Below are 26,273 nucleotides of genomic sequence, written 5' to 3' on the forward strand. Positions count from 1 at the left end.
AAACTTCGCATCATGAATACCAATAATAAAACAATAAAATATTCACTGCTTGGAAGTGCTGTTGCGGCATTACTGTTTTTCAGCTGCAGCAAGAATTTCCTGAATGTGCCGCCGCAGGGACAACAAACCGAAGATGAAGTGAGCCAGGATCCTAACGCGGCATCAGACCTTGTACTGGGTGCGTACAACACTTTATATTTTGGCGGTTTCGATAATACCACCATCGGGCTGCTTTACTCACTGACAGTAGACGTTGCATCTGACGACGCTGACAAAGGAAGTACAGCTTCTGATGGTCCCGAGGCCAATCAAATGGATCACTTTAATATTAGCCCGACAAACTTCTACCTGGATAATCTCTGGAAAGGGCATTACCAGGCAATTGCCCGCACCAACCAGGCCTTAAAAGTATTGGATGCGGCTACATTTGACGAGACATTAAAGAACAGGCTGATTGGTGAAACAAGATTTCTGAGAGGTTTTTATTACTTCAATCTTGTTCGCTTGTTCGGCGGAGTGCCGTTGATTCTGAGAGTACCAGCTCCTTCCGAATCCAATAAAGATGAATTTGTGGTAAAGCAATCTGTAGATAGCGTTTACAAAGCGATCATTAGTGATTTACAGTTTGCTATGGATAACCTGCCTTTACGTGGAGAAGCAGGCGCGCAGGAAGGTCGTGCCAATAAAGGCGCTGCTGAAGCTTTTCTCGCAAAAGTGTACCTGTATCAGAAGAACTATCAGAAGGCTTATGAATTAACAAAGGATATTATTAACTCAGGAAAATATTCATTGGTTCCTTATCCCTACTACGGCGCAATATTCCGTGAAAATCCTGTTAATGGTGTTGGCGGGGTGAACAACACAGAATCCATTTTTGAAATGCAGGCAGCCAAAAACAATACCTGTGATGCCATTAGCAAGCTATATGCAAACGGACAGGGAGCACGAGCAAAGAAAGGCTGGCCGGATAATGTGTTTAATGATGTTATTTATGCCGGTGACCTGGGGTTTGGATTCAACGATCCTTCTGAAAGTTTGGTAAATGCGTATGAGCCCGGCGATTCTACCCGCAAGTTTGGAACAATCATATTTGTGCAGCCAACTGGCGGAGCCAATACGGGCACAGTGTTGTGGGATGGATTCAGGATACCTACACAGGACTCTGTTGAAAATCCGCGTTACAGTTACAAAGCATATCACAGTCCTTTGAAAGAAACTTTTGCATGCAACGGTCCGAACGATAAAGATGACAGACCTAAAAATATACGCCTGATGCGTTATGCAGAAGTGTTGCTGATTAATGCGGAAGCAGGATTGCAGGTTGGCCAGGCTGGTGAAGCTGCCACCAGTTTGAATATGGTAAGACAAAGAGCAGGGCTGGCGAATGCTGCTGCAACTATCGACAACGTATGGAAAGAACGCCGCGTTGAATTGGCTATGGAGTGTGACCGTTTCTTCGACCTGGTGCGCACCGGACGTGCAGTTACATTTCTTGGTCCGCTAGGGTTTAAGGCCCAACGAAATGAAGTGTTTCCCATACCGCAAAATCAGATCGATCTAAGTAACAAAAGGTTGACACAAAACCAGGGATACTAACGGTACTTGCATTTGTGTACACACAAAAAAGAAATGTATGAAAAGCATGATAAAAATATTCTCATCACCTTCACTGGCCTTGTTTACTATGGGGGTGATTATTTTCGCTTCCTGCACAAAAGCCGATTATGGCGATGATTTTAAACAGTCATCTCCGCCGCCTATAGGTAACTACAACACATCTGATGATGTGGCGAAGGATGCTATTATTGCCAAGTGGAGCTTTGAGAATAATTTCAATGATAGCATCCAGCATCTCACCGGCACAAATCACAATGCATCTTTTGTCGAAGGTTTTAAGGGGATGGGCTACCAGGGTAATGATACCAGCTATGTAACATTTAAGCAACCGGGGTCAATACCCAATCTTAAAGGGTTTACCATTTCATTCTGGATGAAAGCGCCTCAAACAAGCGGGCTTGCAAGAGGGATCTGGTCACTCAACAACAAGACAGATTTCTGGGGTAACCTGGACATCTACATGGAAAATTTTTCCAGTCCTGACACCGCTTATTTTAAAGTCCATCTTGGCAACAACATTGACGGCGTTAACATAGGCCAGTTTAGCGAAACCAAAATTCCGGCCGCCATTAATAAATGGACCAGTATTATTATATCTTATGATTCAGCTAGCTCCGTTTTTAATATTTACGCCAATTCTCAATCACAGCCCATCAATGTGGGTAGCCAGAGCAATGTAAGAGGACCGGTATTAAGCGGGCCGAATAATACGAACTATGGTCCGCTCAATTTTAAAGACAACAATGCAACCGCTGTGGTGCTTGGCACCTGGCAGTTTCAGCCGAACGATCCTGAGATTACCAGCACAGGCAGCCAGCCATGGGCCGGAAGTTTTGCAGGCGTATTGGATGAATTCAGGATTTATAGCAGAGCTTTAACAGCGAAAGAGGTAGATGCATTGTTCAGGCTTGAAAAATTGGGGCTGTAGAGAAGCTTATTTCAATTCATTGCCGTCGTGCTTTAGCCGACGGATGACAGTTGATATTTTAATTTGGCTTTAGCCAAAAAGTTGAAATATGTGGCTAAAGCTATAATCCAAATTGTGACTATCCGTTCGCTAAAGCGAACGGCAATGAAAAACAGCCAACATTTTGATATTGGACAGACACTCATATTGTGCCAATAACAAGCTTACCAATAATGCAGGTTTTCCCGTAGGGAATTAAGCTCAATAGAAATGTCAAAAAAGACAATCATAGTCCGTTAGGACTTTAACACAGGCGCGAGGTTAATGTCCCACGGACAACAACAGGCTTCAATCATTCTTAGTCTTTGACTGTAATTTGTCTTAGAAGATTGGAACGCATTCTCTGTGTAATTCTGTGCCTGCTCCGTGTAACTCTGTGTAACTGTATTATTGCGCAACCCTGAAAAGCACACCAATTTATTGCCCATGCACAAAAGGTCCTTTTTCATATTGAGTGCAATAGTCGTTTTGTTTTCCTGCTCAAAAAGCAGCAATTCCAATACGCCGCCACCTCTTCCTCCGGAAGACTTCAGATTCACCGGTGTTACAGTTGACGGTGTTTCAGGAACAAACAATTATTCCTATCAATCAGTGAAAGTAAGCCCTGTTATTAAACTTGCCTTCACTGTTCCTGTTAGTTTAACTTCCGCATCATCCGCTATTTCGCTGATCGATCAGCACAGTGTTTCTGCGCAGTTGCAGTACAGCTATGCAAGTGCATCTGACAGTAATACAATAGTAGTGCAACCGAAGAGCAATCTTCAAAACATTGAAGCATATGTATTGAAAGTAATGTCCGGTCTGCAATCGCAAAGAGGAACAAAATTGAATAATACGATTACAGTAAACATATTAACTGCAATAGATTCTACAGATAAATTCCCCCGGATTTCAGACAGTGCGTTATTGGATCTTGTACAAAAACAAACACTCAAATATTTTACAGACTTCGCACATCCTGTAAGCGGCATGGCAAGAGAACGCAATACTTCAGGAGATGTTGTAACGACCGGTGGAACTGGTTTTGGTATTATGGCCATAATAGCCGCAGCGAACAGAAATTTTATTGCGCGAAGTAGTGCCACTACACAGATTCAGAAAATTGTAAACTTCTTACATACTGCTGACCGTTTTCACGGCGCATTCCCGCATTGGCTGAATGGCAGCACAGGTAAAGTAGTCCCTTTCAGCACAAAAGATGACGGAGCCGATCTTGTTGAAACCGCTTTTTTAATGCAGGGATTGCTGGCTGCGCGACAATATTTTAACCTCGCAACTAATGAAGAAAAATTATTAAGAAGCGACATAGATAGTTTGTGGCGGGCGGTTGAATGGAGTTGGTTCAGGAAATATGTTGGAAACGGGCCGGAAAATGTTTTGTACTGGCATTGGAGTCCTAACTACGCTTGGGATATGAACCTCCAGGTCCGCGGATGGAATGAAGCGTTAATGCCATATGTGCTTGCTGCATCTTCACCAACGCATGGTGTTCCCAAAATAGTTTATGATAATGGCTGGGCGCAAAACGGCGCGATGAAAAACGGCAAAACATTTCTCGGGTATCAATTGCCGTTAGGACCGGATTATGGCGGCCCGTTGTTCTTTTCTCATTATTCATTCCTTGGAATTAAGCCCGGTAGCCTTAAAGATGTTTATGCAGATTATTGGATGCAGAATAAGAATCATACAATGATCAACTACAACTATTGTGTAAATAATGACAAGAATTTTTTTGGCTATAGTGCAAGTTGCTGGGGACTAACTGCCAGCGATGATAACAGACAGGGCTATCTGGCACACAGTCCTGCGAATGATGATGGTGTAATATCTCCTACGGCAGCGTTGTCAGCCATGCCTTACGCACCTGCCGAATCGATTGCAGCTTTAAAGTTTTTTTATTATACTTTGGGAGATAAGTTGTGGAAGGACTATGGTTTTATTGATGCGTTCAGTTTAAACGATGCATGGTTCGCCAATTCTTTCCTGGCAATAGATCAGGGGCCAATAATTGTAATGATTGAAAATTACAGAAGCGGTTTGCTTTGGAACTTGTTTATGAGTTGTCCTGAGATTAAGAACGGGATGAAATCCCTCGGATTTCAAAGTCCGTATCTGTAATGGTAAAATAACGGTGCCGGCTTGCTGAAGAAACGAAAAATAAAAACGCGCTTATGAAATATACTCACTTGTTCCTGCTATTATTTCTATCCTGCTGTTTTCATGCTGCTTTTTCACAAAAGAAGCAAGCTGTCCCTACAGTTGCATTTGATGCGGCTAAAAGGCCAAAGAACTTATCGGATACTGCTTTACTCGAACTGGTGCAAAAACAAACCTTTCGCTATTTCTGGGATTTTGCGCACCCCGTAAGCGGGCTTGCCCGCGAACGTAGTAATGTGGCTTATGATTACGGGAATGAGGTTGTTACCACGGGTGGCAGTGGCTTTGGGATTATGGCCATTATAGTTGCATCAGAAAGAGGATGGGTAACAAGAGCGCAAGCAGCAGAAAGAATGAATAAAATTGTCAGGTTCTTATATAAAGCAGACAGCTATCATGGTATTCTTCCGCACTGGCTGAATGGTGAAACGGGAAAGACTATTCCTTTTAGCAGGAAAGATGATGGAGCCGACCTGGTGGAAACAGCTTTCTTGTTCCAGGGACTTTTGTGTGCGCGACAATACTTTACAAAGGACAATCAAATGGAGCGTGAAGTGCGAGATCGTGTTAACTGGTTATGGGATCAGGCAGAATGGAATTTCTTTACGCGGGATGGTCGCGATGAACTATACTGGCACTGGAGCCCTAACAACGGCTGGAGTATGAACTTTCCGTTGCGTGGCTGGAACGAATGCCTGATGGCGTATATAATGGGAGCCTCATCACCACGCTATGCGATAACGCCACAGGTATATAACCGTTGCTGGGCGGAGAGCAACCATTTTAAGAATGGAAAGGAATTTTATGGCATCAAATTGCCGTTGGGCTTCGACTATGGCGGCCCGTTATTTTTTACACATTATTCATTTCTTGGGTTAAGTCCAAAAGGATTAAAAGATCAATACGCAGATTATTGGGAATTGAATACAAATCATACACTCATCAATCACGAACATTGCATTCGTAATCCAAAGAATTTTAAAGGCTATGGCGCCAATTGTTGGGGCTTGACAGCGTGCGACACATATGACGGCTATAATGCTTTTTCACCGGACAATGATTGGGGAACCATTGCTCCCACAGCTGCACTATCAGCATTCCCTTATACGCCGGAATTTTCCATGCAGGCACTCAAGCATTTTTATTATGATCTGGGGGATAAAATATGGAGCGAATATGGCTTTGTGGACGCATTTAATGAAACACAAAACTGGTATGCAAAATCTCATCTTGCCATTGACCAGGGACCGATTATTGTGATGATTGAAAATTACAGGACAGGGTTGTTGTGGAAGTTGTTCATGAGCTGCCCGGAGGTGCAAAAGGGGTTAAAGACGCTGGGTTTCGAAAGTCCCTATCTGCGATAGGGGTAAACCACGGAGGCAGGGCGCCAAAACGAAACACGGAGGTTTTTTGGGCCACAAAGACGCAAAGACAAAAAGAAGCACAAAGATGCTTGAACCCCGTCCGATCCGGCACGGGCGGGCACGGAGGCACAGGCGAAAGAACGAAACACGGCGTTTTTTTAACCAAACACAAAGGTGCACAAAGGATTAAAAGCTTTGAATTATCTTATTATTCTCGCAAATCTTTTTTATGATTTCGTACCCATCTACTATTCTCGAAATCTTACGGTCTTAGGCGTCTTACGATCTTACATGTCTTACACGTCTTACGATCTTACTGTCTTACTGTCTTCAAAATATTTCTCTTTCTTTGCTGTATGACTCACAAAACCAAAGGCATTGTTTTACGTGCAGTAAAATACGGCGAGACCAGCATCATCGCGACGGTATATACCGAGCTTTTTGGAATTCAGAGTTATATTGTAAAGGGGGTAAGACAATCATCAAAAAAATCCCAGGGAAAGAGTAATTATTTTCAGCCATCAGCTATCCTGCAAATGGAAGTGTATCACAACGAGCTGAAAAATCTTCAGTTTATCAAGGAATTTGAATGGGCATATTTATATGAACACTTATTTTTTGATGTAATAAAAAATGCAGTAGCTACCTATATGGTTGAATTGTTGCAACATAGTTTGAAGCAACCTGAAGCGAACCCGGAATTGTTTTACCTGATGGAAGATTCGTTAAAACAACTGGACAGAGGAGATGTTACACTCACTGCCAACCTTCCTCTATACTTTACCCTCCATCTCGCCACAGAACTTGGGTTTCAATGGCAGGGAGAATTTAATAAACATACACCTGTGCTGGATCTTGAAGAAGGGCAGTATGTTGGCGATATTCCCGGACACCCTTTTTATCTATCCGGCGAACTTGCCCGCATCAGTTCCGAGATCAATAGCATCAACTTCTACAACGATCTGGAAAATATCCAGTTAAACAGAACTGTAAGGCGTCAGCTGCTGCAATCTTTCCAGCAATACATTGCACTCCATGTCTCCGATTTCGGCGAGCTCAGAAGCCTTTCTGTCCTTTACGAGCTCTTTTAAGTTTCACGCAGCGCCCGCGACGAAGCAACGGCGCAACGAATCCTTTGAGCCTCTTAGTGTGTCCCTTGTGCTTCGTGGTTCGAATGCTCCGTGTTTCGTTTTCTCGTCCGTGCCTCCGTGGTTCAAGCATCTTTGTGCTTCTTTTTGTCTTTGCGTCTTCGTGGCAAATAAATCCCCGTGTTTCGTTTCTTCGCCTGTGCCTCCGTGGTTTAAAAAACCTATTTTTGGCATTTGAATCACAGTTCATGAGTAATCCCAATTTACAGGCAGATAAATCGCAGCAAAGTGCAGCAGAGAAGGAGTTCGAGAACACGATACGCCCGAAAGAGATCGTTGAGTTTGCCGGACAACCCCAGATTATCGAAAATCTTGTCATTTTTATAAAAGCGGCAAAATTGCGCGGTGAGGCATTGGATCATGTCCTGTTTCACGGTCCTCCCGGTTTAGGTAAAACAACTTTGTCCAGAATTGTTGCAAACGAGTTGGGAGTGAATATTAAGGAAACCAGCGGACCGGTTATTGAAAAGCCGGGTGACCTGGCGGGCTTACTGACAAATCTTTCTGCGGGTGACGTATTGTTTATTGACGAGATCCACAGATTAAGTACTGTTGTTGAGGAATACCTGTATGCGGCAATGGAAGATTTTCGCATTGATATCATGATCGATAGCGGTCCCAATGCCAGAAGTGTCCAGATCAATCTGAATCCATTTACATTGATCGGCGCAACAACGCGAAGCGGCTTGCTGACGGCTCCGTTGTTATCCCGCTTTGGTATCAAGTCCAGGCTTGAATATTATAACGCACAAACGCTCAAGAAGATCATCGAGAGAAGTTCTTCAATACTTCAAACTGCTATAACGCCTGAAGCCGCTTTGGAAATAGCTGGAAGAAGCCGCGGCACGCCCCGTATTGCAAATGGTCTTTTAAGGCGGGTAAGGGATTTTGCGCAGGTTTTGAACGATGGCAGTATTGACATCGGGATAACGCGTCATGCATTAAAAGCATTGAATGTAGACGAGCACGGCCTTGATGAAATGGATAACCGCATTTTGTCAACCATCATTGAAAAATTCAAGGGCGGACCTGTTGGTATCACCACCATTGCCACCGCCGTAGGTGAAGAACCAGGTACACTGGAAGAAGTTTATGAGCCATTCCTGATCCAGGAAGGATTTATTCAACGCACTTCCCGCGGACGCGAAGCTACCCATAAAGCATATGAGCACCTCGGCAAGAAACCATTTACCAGCACCGGCGCAAACACATTGTTTGATTAAAATACATTACTAAACCATATAAGGCATATAAGGCATATAAGAAAATATAAGAGCCAGCATAAATCTTATATTTTCTTATATGCCTTATATGGTTCAAAAAACAAAAAAGCCTGGCGAAGTCAGGCCTTTTTTATTCAAGTTATTTTTCTAAAATTTTTCGCCGTTAGGCATTTTCAATTCTCCATTAACCTAAGATGGTTCTTTCACCACCAAACGGAAACCATTTCCATGAATATTCACAATTTCAATGTGTTCATCGTCTTTCAGGTACTTACGAAGTTTAGCAATGTAAACGTCCATACTACGGCCATTGAAGTATGTATCGCTGCCCCAGATTTTCTTTAATGCCCGCTCTCTTGGTAAAAGATCATTTTTATGCTCTGCGAGCATTTTCAATAATTCGTTTTCTTTCGGGGAAAGTGTTTGCGTTTTGCCATCGAAAATCAATTCACGCAACTTAGGATTGAAATGGTATCTGCCCAGATCAAATTCCATGTTTTCATTTTCCTTGTTAAGGTCCTCATTGCGCTTTAAGATCGCTTTTATTTTGAGCAACAACACTTCGCTGTCAAAAGGCTTTGTAATATAATCATCGGCGCCAAGCTTATAACCCTGGATAATGTCATCTTTCATTGTTTTGGCACTCAAAAAGAACAGGGGAACTTCTGGATCAATATCGCGGATCTCCTCACCCAGGGTAAAGCCGTCCATATTGGGCATCATTACATCCAGCAGGCATATGTCAAATTTTTCACGCTGAAATGCGGCCAGTCCCAAACGCCCGTCCCTTTCCAGTGTAACATCGTAATCATTCAATTCGAGATAGTTCTTTAACACCATTCCAAGATTCGTATCATCCTCACATAACAGTATTTTGTATTTTTTTCCTTCCATAATTATCTGAATTTAAATTTTAAACAAATAAATATAACTAATTATTACGCCGATTCAAAATTGGATCATTGTTTTGTTAAAGGTAATTAGTACAGGCGTTCTGATATATTTCTGCACCATAGTTTAACGCTTGTTTTTAATTTTGCATTTTAAAAACCTAATATGTTGTTAACTCCGGATAATAAATTGAAAAAACTGATCGTAATAGGGGATAGGGTGCTGATAAAGCCACTGCAGCCGAACGATAAAACATCTACCGGCTTATACCTTCCGCCCGGCGTACAGGAAAAAGAAAAAGTGCAGCAGGGATATGTAATCAAAACCGGTCCCGGATATGCTATTCCGATGCCTGTTGAAAATGAGTCCTGGAAATCTGAGGAAGAACAGGTAAAATATGTTCCGCTTCAGGCGAAAGAAGGGGATCTTGCGATCTTTTTATTAAGTGGCGCAACAGAAGTAATATATGAAGGCGATAAATATTTCATTGTTCCGCAGGGCGCGATATTAATGCTGGAGAGGGAGGAGGATTTGTAATTGACAATTGAAAAGGGATAATTGAAAATGAAAAACCGGGAACCGCTGTGCTAACTCCTTATATTTTCAAAGAAATAAATACAATTACACTGTTACACGGAGGATCCACTGAGTATCACAGAGTTTTATATTGTTCCATCATTATCAATTGTCAATTTTCCCTGCCTGAACGACTCCGTCGGGCAGGAACTTTCAATTAAAGAAACATTTGCGTATCTTTATAATGGTCATTAATAAGAAATATAGCATTGCTTTCGCTTAAAGATTGTATGCCGGATAATTGAATGGCAATTTTCTCCTCGCCGACCGTGTTTAGATTTTGAAGCTAAAAATCTCCGCATATGAATACCGATTATCAACATCACCACCACGATCTGTCACGTTACGATTATCAGCAAAGCGATCTTTCCCGGTGCGTACTAGGCGGATTATTTGCAGGCATTATCGGCACAATTGCCAATCTTATTTTCATTGCAGTTTATCGCCGAATTAATGAGTTCTATACATTTAATGCGCTGGACGTTGGCACTATTATTTTTGGCAGCACTTTATTGCTGATGGCCTGCGGTATTTTCTATTATTTCTTCGCACATTTTATGAGAAGAGGCACCAATCTGTATCGCGTGGCAGTTTTTATTATCACAGGTGTTATTGTGTACTTTGCTCTTATGGTTCGTCCGGAAGAAAATAAATTCCCCGGCGATTTCAGGGCAATGTTCATTGGGACACAAATAATCATAGGTGGGCTGGCAGCATTCTTAATCCCATACCTGTTCAGGCATGACAGTCTGATCAGTTGACTTATACAAATCACTTCCTTCGCCGCAAGGCGAGCCCTGTGAAAAAAGTAGCCTGAAGTTGAAGATTTATTCTCCAGCTCCAGGCTACAAATGTTTTAGATAATGCAAGTTTGTTACCAGACATACGTGCCCACTGCACCGCTATTCAGATTTGTATTCATCGAAGTTCCATTCTCTTCAATAGTAAATGTTTGTGTAGTATTGCTTTCATTCAACACGATCAGCACTTTCTTTCCTTCAGGAGTTTTGAATGCCACATTGGGCAGCCCATTAACTGTAGTGCTTGAAATGCGGACAGAACCGGGTCTTACAAATTTGGCTGCATGTGCAATAATGTAGTATGCAGAATTGCGTTTAACCTGGTTACCATCTATTGTAACTGCGCCAAGACATTCTGTACAACCACCCGGAGTATGTGGTTCTTGCTTTGAGTTTGCTGCGAGGTTCCACTGAAGAGAAACCTTGCACCAGTTTCTTGTAGCGCCGATAATCAGATTCTTGATATGCCACTTAAGATCTTCAGGTAAGTTGCCCGGAGCACCTACCCATTGTTCTGTGAAGTAAAGGTTCTTATCAGGATATGCATCATGCACTTTTGAAAGTGTATCAATTGGTCCGGCATAAAGATGAAACGCTGAACCATCTACATACTGCGCAGCATCTTTATCTGCGAGAATGGACATTGGATAATCCGGCCGATCAGCATTGTGATCGTAAAGGATAATCTTTGTAGAGATACCCGAAGACTTAAATGCTGGTCCCAGGCTTTGTTTGATAAATGCTGCCTGCTGTTCCGGTAACATTAGTAAGCTGGGATTGTTGCCCGGGTGCAGAGGTTCGTTTTGAATCGTGATGGCATCAATCGTAATGCCTTCAGCTTTCATACCCTGGATGTATTTTATAAAATATCTCGCATAGGCGTTATAGTATTCAGGTTTAAGACTTCCTCCTTTCGAGTTGTTGTTTGTTTTCATCCATGTGGGTGGAGACCATGGTGATCCTAAGATTTTGATTGAAGGATTGATGGCCAGAATTTCTTTTAGTACTGGAATCAAAAAAGCTTTATCCGGCAGCAGGCTGAATTTTTCCATCAGCGTATCAGTCTGACCTTCGGGCAAATCATCATAAGAAAAAACTTTTTCGTCAAGATCAGAGGCGCCGATGCTTACCCGCAAATAGCTTGTACCAATGCTATTTCCATCTGTAGCAAATAATTCTTTTAATAACGCAGCCCGGCTTGCCTCTTCCATATTGTGGATATGGAAAGCACTGCCGCCCGTAAGACAAAACCCAAAGCCGTCAATTGTTTGAAAGGATTGTTTATCGTCTACCTGAATCACCGGCCCGGAAGAACCTGTGAGTACATTATTTTTCTTTTGAAACAGAACTGATAATGCAGGATCTGTTATCCATGCTTCCGTTGAAGCAACTGTTCCATTACCGGATGAAGGAGTTGCAGATGTGCCCGGCATTGTTTTTTTAGAGCAGGAAACTATTAGCGTGCAGAAAAGTAAAACGTGTAGTATTTTCATGTAACCCGGTTTAACAGATTTCCGCTGGCAAAACCGGCGGAAGTAAATTTTATTAAGATGCTTTGTGCTGTGTGAGCAAGATTGTGAGTATTGTCCTACACTTTAAAAGTGTAGGACAAATACTCACAACGGTCTGGAATATATTTAGTATCCCTCGTTCTGTGTGAGCAAAGGATTGAGATCTATCTGCGCCTGTGGAATAGGCATCAGCAAACGATGTGCATCAACATTGTAATTAAGATTATTGCCACTGCCATCTTTTTGTGCATTCATTGTACTGATTGCTTTTCCGGTTCTTAGCAGGTCAAACCATCTGTGGCCTTCGAAAGCAAGCTCCAGCCTTCTTTCATTTGCAATAATGTTCCTGGCGTCGTCGGCGCTTACTGCAGCTTTCGGGCTCAGTTTAACACGGGCTCTAACCTGGTTAACCAGGGCCATCGCGCCGTTGATGTCAGCCTTCTCAACCAGTGCTTCCGCTTTCAGCAAAAGAATATCCGGCAGACGAATGATATAGAAATCATTGGTGCCGTTAAATGGATCATTGTATTTAGCCAGGAACGGATAGTTGGCCAGGTTCCAGTATTTGTCTGTCCAGTGACCACGCATATCAGCAAATGAAATAGAAGCATTCATGCGAATACTGTCATGTTCCGCCGTATAAGCATTTACGAGATCATTTGTTGGCGTATTGAAACGTTTCCAATCACTACCGAGGAAAATGCTTGGAACCCAGTTGCCTATAACATCGTATCCCTCGTAATTCAGTTCCCAGATTGCTTCGCTGTTGTTTTTATGGTTGTTATCCCACAGGAAAGTAAAATCAGGAACAAGTGAATAATCAGGAATTGTTGCATTGCAGTAATATAGAACAGAATCCCAGTTTGGTGTTGGCAAACTCGCATATACTTTAGCAAGTGTTGCATTTACTGTGCCTGTCGCTACAGTGAATTTAGAATCTGATGCTCCAACTGAACGTACAGTGGATCTTGCAAACCACAGGTCCTTTAAAATAGCATCATAAATTGAATCTGTAGAAGATTGCGGAACGATGGTTGAATTAAGTAGTGTCTCAGCATCCTTTGTGTCGGCGGGAGCCAGTAATAATGGAACTCTTCCATACAAACGAACCAGATCAAAATAGGAATAGGCACGCATGAATTTAGATTCGCCGAGTATTTGGTTTTTACGTCCTGCGCTAAGCGCAGGGTCAACACATTTTTCAACCTGGTCTATTGCAATATTCAACCGCCCTATAATGCCGTATGCATCCTTCCAGTCTCGCGCTACGTTACCATTTAAGGAGTTTGCAGTAAACAGGTCTAACGTGATGTTATCAAGGTTATCACCGCCCGCGTAACAGTTGTCGGCAATGGCATCGCCGTTCACTATGCGATCCAATACATTCAATTCAAGACCAAAATCATAGCCCCTGTAAGTCGTATACGCGCCGGAAATTAAATTCTCTGCGTCGGCAGCTGAAATAGTAGCATTGTCAGCAGGCGCTACTGTTTGCGTTTGAGGTTGTTTGTCCAGAATTTTTGAACACGCCTGCATGCACATCATTGCAAATAGAGCAAGTCCGCTGCAGGAAAGTATATATAAGATTTTTGTTTTCATAACAATCAAGGTTTAATTCATTTACGACTTTAACCGTTTGCGGGTTTACTTTAATGACACATTTACGCCAAACAGGAACATTTTTGCCTGGGGATAAGCTCCGTAATCAATTCCAAGAGAAATGTTCTTGTTATCGCTATCTGTAGCTGTTCCATATGTACTTACTTCAGGGTCAAATCCGGTGTATTTGGAAATTGTTATCAGATTTTGGCCTGAAACATACACAGATGCAGCACTCAAGCCGATATGTGTAAGCCATTTCGGATCAAACCGGTAAGAAAGTGTAATAGTTTTAAAACGCAGGTAAGATCCGTTTTCCAGGAACCGTGTAGAGATCTGGCTGTTGTCATTGCTGTTTGCTTTGATGCCTGGAATATCTGTAACATCACCCGGGTTTTGCCACCTGCTCAAAACAGCAGTGCTTTGGTTACGTGAATCTTTCATGCCTTCTGTTTCCACTCTCACGCCGTTGAAGATCTTGTTGCCCTGGGATCCCTGGAAGAAGACAGTAAGATCAAAGTTTTTGTATGAAAGGCTGTTTGTCATGCCATACACAAAGTCCGGCAAAGCGCTTCCGATAAGTTGCCTGTCAGAAGGTTTGATCTCTGCATAAGTAACAGCTTTACCAGCCTGGTTAACATATAACTGATCGCCTGTGTTTTTATCCACTCCACCAGATACAAATCCGTAAAATTCGCCTAAGCCGTAACCTTGCACAAGTGCGATTGCATTTCCTCTTTCATAGATGTTGCCGTAAGCATTCATGAATGTGATACCATTACCAATGCTGGTAACTTTGTTCTTGTTAAATGAAATGTTGAAATCGGTATTCCATGTAAAGTCTTTCTGCACAATGTTTTTACTGGAAACCTGGAATTCCATACCCTTGTTCTCCATAGATCCCATATTTAACAGAACGCTTTGCACAATCTGGGATGAAAGGGGTACCCTAACCAATACATCCTTTGTTTTCTTGAGATAGAAGTCTGCAGAAAAGGTGATCCTGTTTTTAAGAAATCCGGCATCAATACCGAAATTCGTTTGTGTACTGGTTTCCCATGTAAGATCCTTAGGTGCAATGGTAGCAGGGCTGGTAGATCCGTCAAGGGGATTAATATTCATCAGGGAAAGATATTCGTAGCTGCCAATGCCTTCCTGGTTACCGTTCTGACCCCAGCCGGCTCTCAGTTTAAGATCGCTGATTACATTCACATCACTCATGAATTTTTCCTGCGAAATTCTCCATCCTGCAGAAAAAGAAGGGAAGGTAGCTGTTCTGTTTCCGGGAGCAAATTTGGATGAATTGTCTGAGCGGATATTTGCCTGCAAGAGATATTTGCCATCATAGTCGTAAGTAATTCTTCCTAAATAAGAAAGCAGCGCCCACTCATCAATACTCTTGGTGCCAGGTTGTTTAGTCTTTGTACGCATATACATTTCATCCCATGACTGATGGCGATAAGCGGTATCCAGTTGCGTTCCGGAAATGTAAGTCTGATTCCACTTGGATTCTTGGACAGTCCATCCGGCCATTGCCATAAAATGGCTCTTACCCCAGTTCTTATTGTAGGTAAGTGTTTGTTCGCTCAGCCAAACCAGTTGTGTGCTTTTAGTTTGGTTTAGCTGGCCTTGTGTTTGTTGGCCGTTTGTAGTAAGCCATGGATCAAGAAAATAATTCTGCTGATAGTCTGTGTAATCAATACCAAAACGTGAGCGGAACACCAGATCTCTCATCAGTTTTACATCCGCACCAATGTTTGACACGAGTCTGTCTGTTACTGCCTTGGTTGTTTGCCCTTCAATTGCACCAAGCGGGTTCTGCCATCCTGATAGCGGATTAAGACCGATCGTTCCATTAGCATTGTATTTAGGCACAGTGGGAGGAGTTGCTAAAGCTGATAATACTACACCACCTCTTGCCACACTTGCATTATCAGTAACATCGTTTGTATTAGAACGTGTAATGACTGTTGCTGTTGTTAATGTAAGCCAATCATTCGCTTTTGTGGTCAGGTTTACACGTCCAGTCAGACGATTGAATTTCGCGGGTTTAATCGTTCCCACCTGGTCACTGTAACCCAATGAGATCAGATGCTGTGTTTTTTCTGTTCCACCTGATACGGTTAATTGGTAATTTACCTGGTTGCCGTGTCTGAAGACCTCGTCCGGCCAGTTAATATCATTCGCCTGAACCATAGAATCTGTAATGGTTCCGGGGCCAAGTACTTTGTTCGCATAATCCTGGTATTGCTTGCCATTCAGCACCGGCAGCTTTTTAGTTGTAGAGGATGTGCCGTAGTACATGCTGAAATCTATTTTAGACTTTCCGGCAACACCCTTTTTTGTAGTTATCACAACAACACCATTTGCTGCACGTGTCCCATATATGGACGATGATGCCGCATCTTTAAGAATGGATATTGATTCAATATCGTTGGGTGTGTATGAGGAAATGTCTGTCATAGGAATGCCGTCAACAACATATAACGGGTCGTTGCCTGCACTAATAGAAGACGAGCCTCTTACACGAATGGTTAATCCTGCGCCAGGTTTTCCTGAATTCGAAACCACCTGTACGCCGGTGGCCTTACCCTGCAAGGCTTCTCCAACGTTTACAATGGGTCTGTTTGCCATGTCTGCGGCGCTAACAACTGAAACAGAGCCTGTAAGATCTTTCTTTCGCTGGCTGCCATAACCTACAACTACTACCTGATCTAACAATTTTGTAGAAACACTTAACTGAATAATTAAATTGGTCTGCCCTCCAACAGGCACTTCCTTGTCGTCGTATCCCACGTAAGAAACAACCAATACGGCATCATCTGCGGCAGTGATCTTAAAAACGCCGTTGTTATCTGTAAAAACACCGTTGTTGGTGCCTTTTACTTTTACGGCTACTCCGGGTAGTGGTTGATTGTTTTCGCCCGTTACCGTTCCGGTTATTGATGCAGGTGTGTAAGCCGCCTCTTCTGAGGTCGCCAGGATTACTACCAGGTTATTGTCAAGCACCCGGTAAGTAAGGCCGGTATTTTCCAATAGCTTATCTAATGCAGTCTTAAAGTTGAGGTCATTTGCCGTAAAATCGACTTTCTTATTTAGTGCATATAACAGGTTGTAATTATAAAGAAAGCGTACGTTGGTATTTTTCTCAATTGCCGATAAAACGTTCTTTATTTCTGTTTGTTCCACATGTACGCTTACCTTTTGCCCAAGCACTTCTGCGTGTAACTGATAAGCAGTGAATAGCGTAAGTAGGATAATCATTTTCATGATCAGCAAGCATTTAAGCAAAGGCACCACGTGCCGGCGCCTGTTTTCAGGCACATTTTTTTTCATACTTTTGGTTTTACGGTTTTACAATTGGAAACGCAGCAATTTGCCGATCGCCCGCGTTTCCGTTAAGCCTAATGTGGGTAGCCGCGCTTTTCTTCAACCTGTATCCTTGCACAGAGTCAGGCCGGAAAGCCGGTTTCCCTTTTTATAAGCGATAACTTACAATTGGCCTTGCCGGGCCCGTGTACATTAGTCGCTTTTTGATTTATAGATCTCTACTTCATGGTCATGTATTTTATATGTAAAGGGTGCGGTTAGCTGCAGGGCATTTAAAGCCTGTTCAATAGTCTCGTTTTCAAACACACCTTTAAAACGGTAATTCATCACCCTATCACTCCGGAAAATGATTTTTACATCAAACCACCGTTCCATTTTTACTGCGAGGTCCTGAAACCTGTCTCCGTCAAAAATCAATTTGTTGTACACCCAGGACGTTTCCTTCATTGCGCTGTCCGGTAGGCTTTTAGACACCGGCATAATGAATATATCCTGGGATGAAGTTTTTGCGATCGTATTTGCCGGAACTGTCAGTTTCAGGCTATCTCTTTCTTTATTAAAAATGAGTTTTTCGTGTGGTTGAAGTAAAACACGCGGACCTGTTGGTTCATTTTTTTTGATCACTTCGATCAGGCCACGTACGAGCGTCGCCTCAATGGTAGATTCTTTAGGGTAAGATTTTACGTTGAAGGCAGTTCCCAGTACTTTAATATCTATTCCCGACGTGTGCACTATAAATGGTCTTTGTGCATTTTTCACAACATCAAAAAATGCTTCTCCCTCCAGTTCCACTTCACGGAATTTGCTGTTAAAGCTGCTGTTGTAGGTGATCCGGCTTTCAGCGTTCAGCCATACTTTAGTTCCATCCGGAAGTGTCAGCCTGGATTTTGCGCCGCTTTTCGCGCTTACTTCATTTTTATGGGAAACGGCTACAATTGGCTGCGGCTGTTTTCCGGAATATTTATAGATACCCAAAAACACTGCGGCACATGCAGCAGCCGCGGCTGACCATAGATATATTTTTCGCCTGAAAGAAGAATTATTTTTTGGGGCACTTATTTGCTCCTCATTTGTAGAAGTTGTTTCGTCTGCAAGCGCGAGTATGTGATTAAAATGTTCGTCTGAGTTGGTTTCGTCATCAGCAAATGTGCCTTTGCCGGAGATCCAGTAATTACTCAGCAGATCCAGGAAATATTGTTGATCCGGTTGATCTTTCAGCAGGTCAAACAGTTCCTTTTGCTCCTCTTCAGAAGTTTCTCCGGCTAAATGTCTGGTGATTAAAACAGCAAGTTTATTGTTAAGCATGATTGTGACTTAACTATACAGACAGGGAAAAAGAAAGATGACCCTAAAAGGGCGAGAAACTTTTTTTGACGAGGTGTGAGGTGTGAGGTGTGAGGTATGAGGCGTGAGGTGTGAGGTGTGAGGTGTGAGGTGTGAGGTATGAGGTTTAAAACTTTAAGCCTCATACCTCATGCCTTAAATCTTATCCCAGGCTTTTACTTTTGAATTTTGATTTCTCTGGAAGTTTTTATCTCCAGGTGGTTGCGGAGTTTTTCACTGATGCGCTTTACGGCAATTACCATTTGAGCATCTACCGTGTTAACAGAAACATTGAGTATTTCGGCTACTTCTTTATATTTCAATCCGTCTTCTCTCACCAGTTTAAAGATCATTTTACAACGTGGAGGCAATTCTTCAACAGCGGTTTCAATTTTTTTGAAAAGTTCTGCTGTCATCATTTTTTGCTCGGGATTCTGCTCTGTTGCAAGATGTATGTCGATAAAATCAAATGGATCGGTGATCTGTTCTTTAGCTTTCTGTGAAAGACGATTAAGTGAGGCATTTTTTACAGCCGTATATAAATAAACACTGATATTTTGTATATCCGGGGCGTTTACCCGGTTTTTCCACAGCCTGACAAACACCTCGTCTACGACTTCTATCGCCGCTTCGCGGTTTTTTAATATTGCCAGTGAAAAATGGATGAGGCGTGCGGAGAAAAGATCAAATAACTGCCTGAAGGATTGCTGGTTGCTATTTGCAATTCCTGTCAGTATATCGTTATTTTCTTTATCGTGACCTGTAATCTTCATAAAATGGCAAGCCGGATGAATAAGCCTCAAATTTATAGGAGAAGCAGTTGTTCTGCAAAATCTCTTTTTAAAGGCAACAATTTAATCTGTTGCGTTGCATGAAAAGCCGCAACTTTCGGAATTTTGTGTCTCCGCAGTTCACGTAAACAATTACAGACCGGTAAATGAATCTTTGAATATCGGTCGTGGTTGTGTCTTTCCGAATGAGGGACAAGTTCGTCTCTTAAAAAAATAATACCTTAGCCGGCCCCTTTCCCCCCTTTTGACAAACATTTAAACCAAAGAACGATAATGAAGCTAAAAGAACAACTACTGAAAAGAAGCGAAGGCAAATGCGAATTGTGCGGATCTGCAGATAACCTTGACGTTTACGAAATACCGCCTCAATCGCAAAGCGATGAAAACAATAGTATTCTTATTTGCGGCAAATGTCTGGCTCAAATAGAGAAAAAAGAGGAGCCGGACAGCAACCATTGGCAATGCCTTTCTACAAGCATGTGGAGCGAAGTGCCGGGTGTGCAGGTTGTTACCTGGCGTTTATTGAACAGGTTTCGTGGTGAAAGCTGGGCCGCTGACAACCTGGATATGATGTACCTTGATGATGAAATGTTGAGCTGGGCAAAAGCGACAGGCGATCATGAAAATGATGCTTCCGTTGATCTGCACAGGGATTGCAATGGCGCAATATTAAATTCGGGTGATACTGTTGTTCTGATAAAATCATTGGATGTAAAGGGTAGCACCATTAATGCCAAAATGGGCACGGTAGTAAAAAACATCCGTTTGGTGGAGGATAACACAGAGCAGATTGAAGGCAGGATTGAAGGACAGGTAATTGTAATCCTGACAAAATATGTGAGGAAACAGAATAGCTAAGAAGTGCTGTATTGTGTCATGATAATTTTTCGATATTATTAAAAAGAAAAAGTTGCTGCACAACCAAGTGCTGCAACTTTTTTGTAGTAAGCTTGTCGAAGTGTGGATTTATTCTCTGTGCAACTCAGTGTCTTCTCCGTGGCACTCTGTGTAACTGTATTTTTAACAGAGCATGTAACATCGGATGTGAGATCGTTTGCGAATATTCAAAAGAAGTTTTGTAAATGTTTGTATAAGATCACGTTTAATCTCCCTCATCTTCTTCCAGCGAATTTTTTTCGTCGCCTCCCAGGCTGTAATAGTTATTTTCTTCATCTTCTTCACCAATTATTTCGTCGCTGTCGTCCAATTCTGAACCGGGAACATCCAGATCTTCCGAAAGGGGAACGCTATCATCAACAAACTCTTCTTTTTTGTCCTTGTTATAAATGTCTTCTTTTTCAGGATAATGGGGATAGCCCGGAAATTTTTCATCTTCTCCGGATGAAGCTTGCTGCTGATTTTTCTTCTTATCCATAAAGCTTAATTTAATATTACTAAGGTACTCAGATATCATTGAATATAGTGCAAAATTTCCCCGGATTCCTTATCCAAAACGCAGACTACCGGTGCTTTTGCTGATCTTCGGAGTTGCACGAATTTTATATAATTTTTGAAGAAAGCTACTCATAGACATTGGTGTAAAATTCTTTGAGTTTATGGGTTAATTAATTAAACAATATATTTGATACCTGTTAAACCAATTATCCGTAACCAAAACTTTGTATGACTATAATGCAACTAAGACATTATGCAAGCCTTCTTGTTGGTTTGGTTTTTATTTCTTGTAATCAAAACGCTTCGGTTAAATCCACAAATAAAATCGTAGATTCTACCAAAACAAGTGTAGCTCCGGCCGTGGAGGATAGTTTGCAATATGCGATTGACTTAAATAGCTACGCTGGTCTTCCTTTCTGGACTTCAGATATGGCGCACGCTGGAGCAAATGGATACATCGATACTTTTACTATTGGCGAAAACGAGCTCCGGATCGTTCATCAAAACGAGGAGTATGATGGCTTGGTTGAAGTAAATAAAAATGGCCGTTGGTATAAAGTGTGGCAATTTGAGAACCTTGGAAATCACAATGATTACGATAGAACACAGGACCTGAACAGGGATGGTTATAACGATCTCATATTTTACTGGAAATGGTCTGCTGAAGTGCATTTTTTTGATCCGTCTAAAAGCTGCTTTTCTCCGGAGATAAATTGCGAGTTGGCTGAAAGTTGGGAAAGACTTGATAGTTCGGCTGGAACGTACTATGAAGTCAGAGAGGGAAAGCTATTACAACCGGTTAGGAGCGCGCTATTCAAGTTTAAAAACTTTGAGAAAATTGAGTTGGCGAATCTTACGCTGACTTTTGATTCCGGAGATGAAAATTATTACATAAAAAAAGCAGCGCTCCGTTATGCAAATAGTGATCAAGTGGACGAGATAAAGGTGCCTGAGAAGATGAGTGTTATTGATTTTGACTATAAAGGCTTCTGGAAAGAAAAACAGGCACATATTACTGGCAACCAATGATTGCAACGGTGCGACTCATTAATCAGAACTTAGAAAGGTATAAAAAGCACCTTAAGCAAGGTGCATATATAAACTTCGTTGGGTTAAAAGAATTTCTGCGTTTCCACGATCTTTCTTTGTACCATCATCTTTTTCACAAATAATTGTTCATTAGAGGTGATTCCCAAAAGGTCGCCGAGCGTTTCGATCAGGCGATCCTCCGAGGCATCCAGTTGCCCGTCACTTAAAAATAATTCCACACAATAGGAAAATAAAGCTGCTTCGTTTGCAGAGCTGATAGTTGTAATCAGATATTGCAAATACGCACGCTCGTCAGTTATGGTAGGTTTATAAGCTTTAAAGCGGACAACTTCATCTTTAAAATTGAGTGTTTCATGCATGCCCAGTGCGGCAAATTTTCCCGCAACGGAGTCCAGCTCACCCTCGGAGAAAACACCATCTTTAAAGCAGCAATACAAAAACAAATGGCATACAGCTGCGTCTTTTGATCCAATCTCTTTATACATACTATTGAGTTTTTTGTTTCGATAAAACAATTTTGATGCCGGGGCGATTAGGGTCAGCCAGATTAATTGATAGTCGTCAGCGTTTTATTCAAGTACGATTTACGAAGTACGAAGTACTCAGCTTTTTGGCACGTTGTGTTTTATATACAGGTCGAAAAAACAAGATGCCTGTCGAGAAGGAACAAGTTTGAATTAAAGTACTTCGTACTTCGTAAATCGTACTTTAAACACGTTGTATAACCCAGGAAGCGATGTTTGCTTCTTCTGCCTCCCCTCTTGCACTTACAAAAAATAATACGTAAATTTAAGAAAGACTGAGCATTACCTTTTCTGAAATCTCCGGCATTAGCTTCCCGATAGATTAATGTTAGCAATACATTAAATCATGGCCAATACCAATAAATACCCATTTAGAAGAAATCTGTATATTATCCTCACGCTTACGGGATTGGTTTGTCTTTTTATCGCATTGAATTACCTGGTGATTATTCCCCAGCAACAAGACTGGTTCAACAAAAAGACGTTTCGCATACTGCAGGATCAGACAAATGATTTTTCGGAGATGATTGGAGGCTATGATACTTACTTCAGGAACTATGCTGATACCCCCACCAGGAAGATTCAATGGAATGAATCTTTTACTAACCCTGCCTTATTTATGCAAACGCTCAAGGGTTCTTTTGATGGATACAACGCCCGTAAAAAAGATACAACACGGTTTTGGATTGAATTTGTGGCTGACTCAGTAAAGTTTTATAACAGCAGACATCCGAAAGATCCTTTCTTTAAAAGCTTGCACGATCTTATTCAGCCCATTCAGTCAATGCACGAACGGATATTTGAGCATGTATTGCTGGTAAAGCACGATACTTTGGAAAAGGAAGAGATGTTGATCTATAAATCTCCGGGGTTGTCCATAGACTATGACTATATCAATCTCGATTCAAGCCTGAAAAAAGGCCCACTGCATCTTTCTTCCATTACGGATATCGTTGTTAACGGTGTGCCGTATAAGATGTTTCTATGTCCTTTTAAATTCAGGGATCAGTCCTTTATACTTGGCGGCTTATTGTCCACACGCATCTACAAGCAAAGTCTGACGGCTTCTTCATACCCTGTAATCATTACAATCGGATCACTGGTGATACTTATTATCATCAGTTTCCCATTTCTTAAAATTTATTTTTTAAGCAGGAGAGAGAATATCAATATCACGGATGTGCGTACGCTTGTAGCAGCTTTTTTACTGGGGCCTTCTTTTTTTATTCTTTTGCTTGGCACAGGCTATATCTTCACGATGGGCGATGAGCGCACAACCGAGTTACTTAGATCGTTGCATGCCTCCGTTCAGCGTAACTTTTACGCAGAGCTTGATTCTGTAGTAAAGCAAATGCGGGAGTTTGACGCATTACTGGATACCTCCAGATTTTCGCAGAATGCAGATTCTTCTTCAATAGTTCGCTACAAGTCTATGGTTGACTACTGGAAGGAATATAAGAAGAGCAGAACTGGCAAGCGTACCTACTCGTTCGCTGACCTGTATTTTTATCCGTCTACGTACAAGAATATGGACGGTGTTACCTGGGCCGATTCCAACGGGCAAATGATTGCAAAATGGAACTTTATTGATACTGCGTTTAGTTATCTTTCCCTGCGTGAGCGTCAATATTTCAAAGATGTGCGGGATGGCAATCTTATCGCTTTACCCAATCACCCAACAAAAGATTCTTTTGCTATACAGCCTACCATTTCATGGGCTACGGGTGGTTATACCATTAATATATCTTCAAGAAGCAATGCTACTTTTAAAAATGCGAATGAGATACAAAGAGCCAAAATGATTCTGATCTCGGCCAACATGTACTCAGTCTTTAACCCTGTTACCCCTAAGGGGTTTGGATTTTGCATTGTTGACGGAAAAGGCAATACTGTTTTTCACTCCGAGTCTTCCCGCGCCATGCACGAAAATGTTTTAAAGGAAACTGATGGTAATGATGAGCTGGTTAAAGCAATACGGCACAAGGATTCTGTTTATATAGACAACATTACTTTGTATGGCCTTAGTGTTAAGATGATTGTAACGCCGATGAAGAATCTTCATTATTATCTCATCAGTTATTATCAAAACAGGGAGCAGAATTTGTTTGTTTTTCATATTACTGCATTTACTTTCTTTTGCACGCTTGTACTGTTTGCGGCGTTTCTCGTATTTCTTCTTGCTTATTATCTTTCAGAAGCAAAACCTTCGCGTTTATTGTTTGAACCGGGCAATCCTGATTGGATGATGCCAAAACCATCCAAGTCCAATTATTACAAACAGTTGATTTTGTTTGAGCTGCTTTTGCTTGGTTTCGTAACGATACTTTTCCTGTTTGCCAAACAGTTTAATGCGCTTTCATTCACCCTTGTTGATGTTGCTATATTTCTGCCTTTTCTTACTATAACCGGATATTACATCATCAAGAACAACCTGAGTGAAGAGATGCCGGATCATACGTTGCGGTCTTTTTTTGTGCTCAATAAAAAAATACTCCTGTTTTACCTGTTTACATTGCTCATATTTCTTCTGTTGAGAAAGTATCTTATCGGATCGGGCAACTTAAAAAATATAGCAATTGCATCACTTATAAGTATCTGTCTGCTGGCATTTTTCTTTACTGCCATCTTTAAAAAAGATAAGCCGCAAAGTACAGTTCAGGACAAAAGCAACTATTTGCAATATTTTACTTTTGCTACTTTTTTGGCCGTGGTAATAATGAGTATAATACCAACGGCCGGCTTTATGTATTATGCTTTTAATAAGGAACTTCCACTACAAATTAAAACCCGTCAACTTTACTTGTCGGAAAATATAGAAAGAAAAAGTCGTGAGGTTGATTACAATAGAAGAAAAAGAAAATGGAGTTTTATTACCCCCACCAATGATAGCTTTGCTATGGCTTATAATCGTTACCAGGATAGTCTGAAATATTCGTCCAGGTACGGCATCTATAGTGGCTCCGGCAAACTAAAAAGGGTTGCTTTTGATTCGTCAAAAAGAGATGTTGTTAATAATCGATTGTATAAACTGGTTACCAACTATTTGTTTCTTCCCTCAGATCACCTTGATTTTGTGAGCGACAGCCCATACTACTATTGTTGGTTTCAGGACACTTCTGGCGCTACTAACCTAAAGTATGCAATATATGATTCGCTGCATAGGGACAATGCCATCCAGTTGACCAGCAGGTCTCCAAGATCCTTTGTGTTCTTCAATTTATTCAACACTGGCAGGGCATTCCTGGCATGGTTGTATTTAATAATCGGGCTACTCTTTGTTACCGTACATTTCTTTCTTATCAGATCGATGGCGAAAAAGATCTTTCTCCTCGGTTATTTTAGAAATTTTGAACCGGAATATGACTGGATGTATGAGCAGCTCAGCACCGATAAAAAAGTTGGCGATAAGGTGGTGATGCCAGCACAAACCAACATGAGCAGGCATAGTTTTGATCACTACGTGAAGAACATTATAGATGAAGAGGAAGCTGACATAGCAAACAGTGAGGATGGCTACGACAGTATACTTAAAAGGCAGTTTATGCTTGAGAAGAGTTACGACCGCCTTTGGAGTGAATGTTCAACAGAGGAGAAGTTTATTTTATATGATTACGCGCTGGATGGCTTTACCAACTACAAGAATACTGATTTTCTTTACAGGCTTTGCGTGAAGGGACTGCTGAGAATTAATGAAGATGGTCAGCTGCGCATTATTACTTACAGCTTCAGAAATTACCTGATTGCCAAAACAGGCACCGATGAAATAAACCGGCTGAAACAGGATATGAATATCGCTGGCACCTGGTCAAGCCTGAGAAATGTATTCTATTTCTTATTGTTTGGCATTGCTGTCTTCCTGATTGTAACACAGCAGGAAGTTGTTACCACCAGGCTCCTCGTGATTATTCCAGCGCTGGCTACGTTACTGCCGCAGATTATTAAATTGTTTGATAGAGGAGGTACTACAGTAAGTAGTGCCGATACAAAGAATAGCTAGTTTTTGA

Annotated in this window: 19 protein-coding genes; 11 read left to right on the forward strand and 8 right to left on the reverse strand. The window is 41.7% G+C overall.

Features of this window, described 5'->3' with window-relative positions:
- Positions 1 to 12: 12 nt before the first annotated feature.
- The 6 genes from QTN47_RS22900 (at position 13) to ruvB (ending at position 8,479) form a co-directional block, all read left to right on the forward strand.
- Positions 13 to 1,596, forward strand: coding sequence for a RagB/SusD family nutrient uptake outer membrane protein (locus tag QTN47_RS22900; protein ID WP_369331767.1), 1,584 nt, complete (start codon positions 13 to 15; stop codon positions 1,594 to 1,596).
- A gap of 37 nt (positions 1,597 to 1,633) precedes the next feature.
- Positions 1,634 to 2,545: a LamG-like jellyroll fold domain-containing protein gene (locus tag QTN47_RS22905; protein ID WP_369331768.1), complete on the forward strand. Its 912-nt coding sequence runs from the start codon at positions 1,634 to 1,636 to the stop codon at positions 2,543 to 2,545.
- A 465-nt stretch (positions 2,546 to 3,010) separates the two neighbouring features.
- The gene (locus tag QTN47_RS22910; protein ID WP_369331769.1) at positions 3,011 to 4,702 is read left to right on the forward strand and encodes a glucoamylase family protein; all 1,692 of its coding nucleotides are present in this window, start codon (positions 3,011 to 3,013) and stop codon (positions 4,700 to 4,702) included.
- Positions 4,703 to 4,755: 53 nt separating this feature from the next.
- On the forward strand, positions 4,756 to 6,108 hold the full coding sequence (locus QTN47_RS22915; protein WP_369331770.1) for a glucoamylase family protein: 1,353 nt from the start codon (positions 4,756 to 4,758) through the stop codon (positions 6,106 to 6,108).
- Between the two features lie 356 nt (positions 6,109 to 6,464).
- Positions 6,465 to 7,199 carry a DNA repair protein RecO gene (recO, locus tag QTN47_RS22920; protein WP_369331771.1) on the forward strand — a complete coding sequence of 245 codons (735 nt, stop codon included), beginning with the start codon at positions 6,465 to 6,467 and terminating at the stop codon, positions 7,197 to 7,199.
- Positions 7,200 to 7,423: 224 nt separating this feature from the next.
- A complete protein-coding gene (gene ruvB, locus QTN47_RS22925) occupies positions 7,424 to 8,479 on the forward strand; it encodes a Holliday junction branch migration DNA helicase RuvB (protein ID WP_439100193.1) in 1,056 nt (351 codons plus the stop codon).
- Between the two features lie 189 nt (positions 8,480 to 8,668).
- On the opposite strand, the gene QTN47_RS22930 is transcribed toward ruvB, so the two are convergent.
- Complete coding sequence (locus QTN47_RS22930) at positions 8,669 to 9,373, reverse strand: response regulator transcription factor (RefSeq protein ID WP_369331772.1); 705 nt, start codon at positions 9,371 to 9,373, stop codon at positions 8,669 to 8,671.
- A 162-nt stretch (positions 9,374 to 9,535) separates the two neighbouring features.
- On the opposite strand from QTN47_RS22930, the gene QTN47_RS22935 reads away from it, so the two are divergent.
- Together QTN47_RS22935 and QTN47_RS22940 are read left to right on the forward strand one after the other, a co-directional pair.
- Positions 9,536 to 9,907, forward strand: a complete 372-nt coding sequence (locus QTN47_RS22935) for a co-chaperone GroES (RefSeq protein WP_369331773.1) — start codon at positions 9,536 to 9,538, stop codon at positions 9,905 to 9,907.
- 341 nt (positions 9,908 to 10,248) lie between these two features.
- The gene (locus QTN47_RS22940) at positions 10,249 to 10,707 is read left to right on the forward strand and encodes a hypothetical protein (RefSeq protein ID WP_369331774.1); all 459 of its coding nucleotides are present in this window, start codon (positions 10,249 to 10,251) and stop codon (positions 10,705 to 10,707) included.
- Between the two features lie 113 nt (positions 10,708 to 10,820).
- On the opposite strand, the gene QTN47_RS22945 is transcribed toward QTN47_RS22940, so the two are convergent.
- The 5 genes from QTN47_RS22945 to QTN47_RS22965 all read right to left on the reverse strand — a co-directional run bounded on the left by QTN47_RS22945 (position 10,821) and on the right by QTN47_RS22965 (position 19,282).
- Positions 10,821 to 12,239 (reverse strand): glycoside hydrolase family 30 protein, encoded by a 1,419-nt coding sequence (locus QTN47_RS22945; RefSeq protein ID WP_369331775.1) that lies wholly within the window; start codon positions 12,237 to 12,239, stop codon positions 10,821 to 10,823.
- Between the two features lie 144 nt (positions 12,240 to 12,383).
- Complete coding sequence (locus tag QTN47_RS22950) at positions 12,384 to 13,856, reverse strand: RagB/SusD family nutrient uptake outer membrane protein (RefSeq protein ID WP_369331776.1); 1,473 nt, start codon at positions 13,854 to 13,856, stop codon at positions 12,384 to 12,386.
- A gap of 45 nt (positions 13,857 to 13,901) precedes the next feature.
- Positions 13,902 to 17,192 (reverse strand): TonB-dependent receptor, encoded by a 3,291-nt coding sequence (locus tag QTN47_RS22955; protein WP_369331777.1) that lies wholly within the window; start codon positions 17,190 to 17,192, stop codon positions 13,902 to 13,904.
- Between the two features lie 186 nt (positions 17,193 to 17,378).
- Positions 17,379 to 18,491: a FecR family protein gene (locus QTN47_RS22960; protein WP_369331778.1), complete on the reverse strand. Its 1,113-nt coding sequence runs from the start codon at positions 18,489 to 18,491 to the stop codon at positions 17,379 to 17,381.
- Between the two features lie 194 nt (positions 18,492 to 18,685).
- On the reverse strand, positions 18,686 to 19,282 hold the full coding sequence (locus tag QTN47_RS22965; protein WP_369331779.1) for an RNA polymerase sigma-70 factor: 597 nt from the start codon (positions 19,280 to 19,282) through the stop codon (positions 18,686 to 18,688).
- 291 nt (positions 19,283 to 19,573) lie between these two features.
- On the opposite strand from QTN47_RS22965, the gene QTN47_RS22970 reads away from it, so the two are divergent.
- Positions 19,574 to 20,158 carry a PhnA domain-containing protein gene (locus tag QTN47_RS22970; RefSeq protein ID WP_369331780.1) on the forward strand — a complete coding sequence of 195 codons (585 nt, stop codon included), beginning with the start codon at positions 19,574 to 19,576 and terminating at the stop codon, positions 20,156 to 20,158.
- 244 nt (positions 20,159 to 20,402) lie between these two features.
- Here the strand turns inward: QTN47_RS22970 and QTN47_RS22975 are convergent, their stop codons facing one another.
- Entirely contained in the window at positions 20,403 to 20,675 is a 273-nt protein-coding gene (locus QTN47_RS22975) for a hypothetical protein (RefSeq protein ID WP_369331781.1), read from the reverse strand.
- Positions 20,676 to 20,923: 248 nt separating this feature from the next.
- On the opposite strand from QTN47_RS22975, the gene QTN47_RS22980 reads away from it, so the two are divergent.
- Positions 20,924 to 21,724 (forward strand): hypothetical protein, encoded by an 801-nt coding sequence (locus QTN47_RS22980; RefSeq protein ID WP_369331782.1) that lies wholly within the window; start codon positions 20,924 to 20,926, stop codon positions 21,722 to 21,724.
- Between the two features lie 83 nt (positions 21,725 to 21,807).
- Here QTN47_RS22980 and QTN47_RS22985 read toward each other — a convergent pair whose 3' ends face one another.
- Entirely contained in the window at positions 21,808 to 22,230 is a 423-nt protein-coding gene (locus QTN47_RS22985) for a TerB family tellurite resistance protein (protein WP_369331783.1), read from the reverse strand.
- Positions 22,231 to 22,615: 385 nt separating this feature from the next.
- On the opposite strand from QTN47_RS22985, the gene QTN47_RS22990 reads away from it, so the two are divergent.
- Positions 22,616 to 26,266 carry a hypothetical protein gene (locus QTN47_RS22990; protein WP_369331784.1) on the forward strand — a complete coding sequence of 1,217 codons (3,651 nt, stop codon included), beginning with the start codon at positions 22,616 to 22,618 and terminating at the stop codon, positions 26,264 to 26,266.
- Positions 26,267 to 26,273: the final 7 nt, after the last annotated feature.

This window comes from Danxiaibacter flavus (genome assembly GCF_041060425.1).
Taxonomy (GTDB): Bacteria; Bacteroidota; Bacteroidia; order Chitinophagales; family Chitinophagaceae; genus Danxiaibacter; species Danxiaibacter flavus.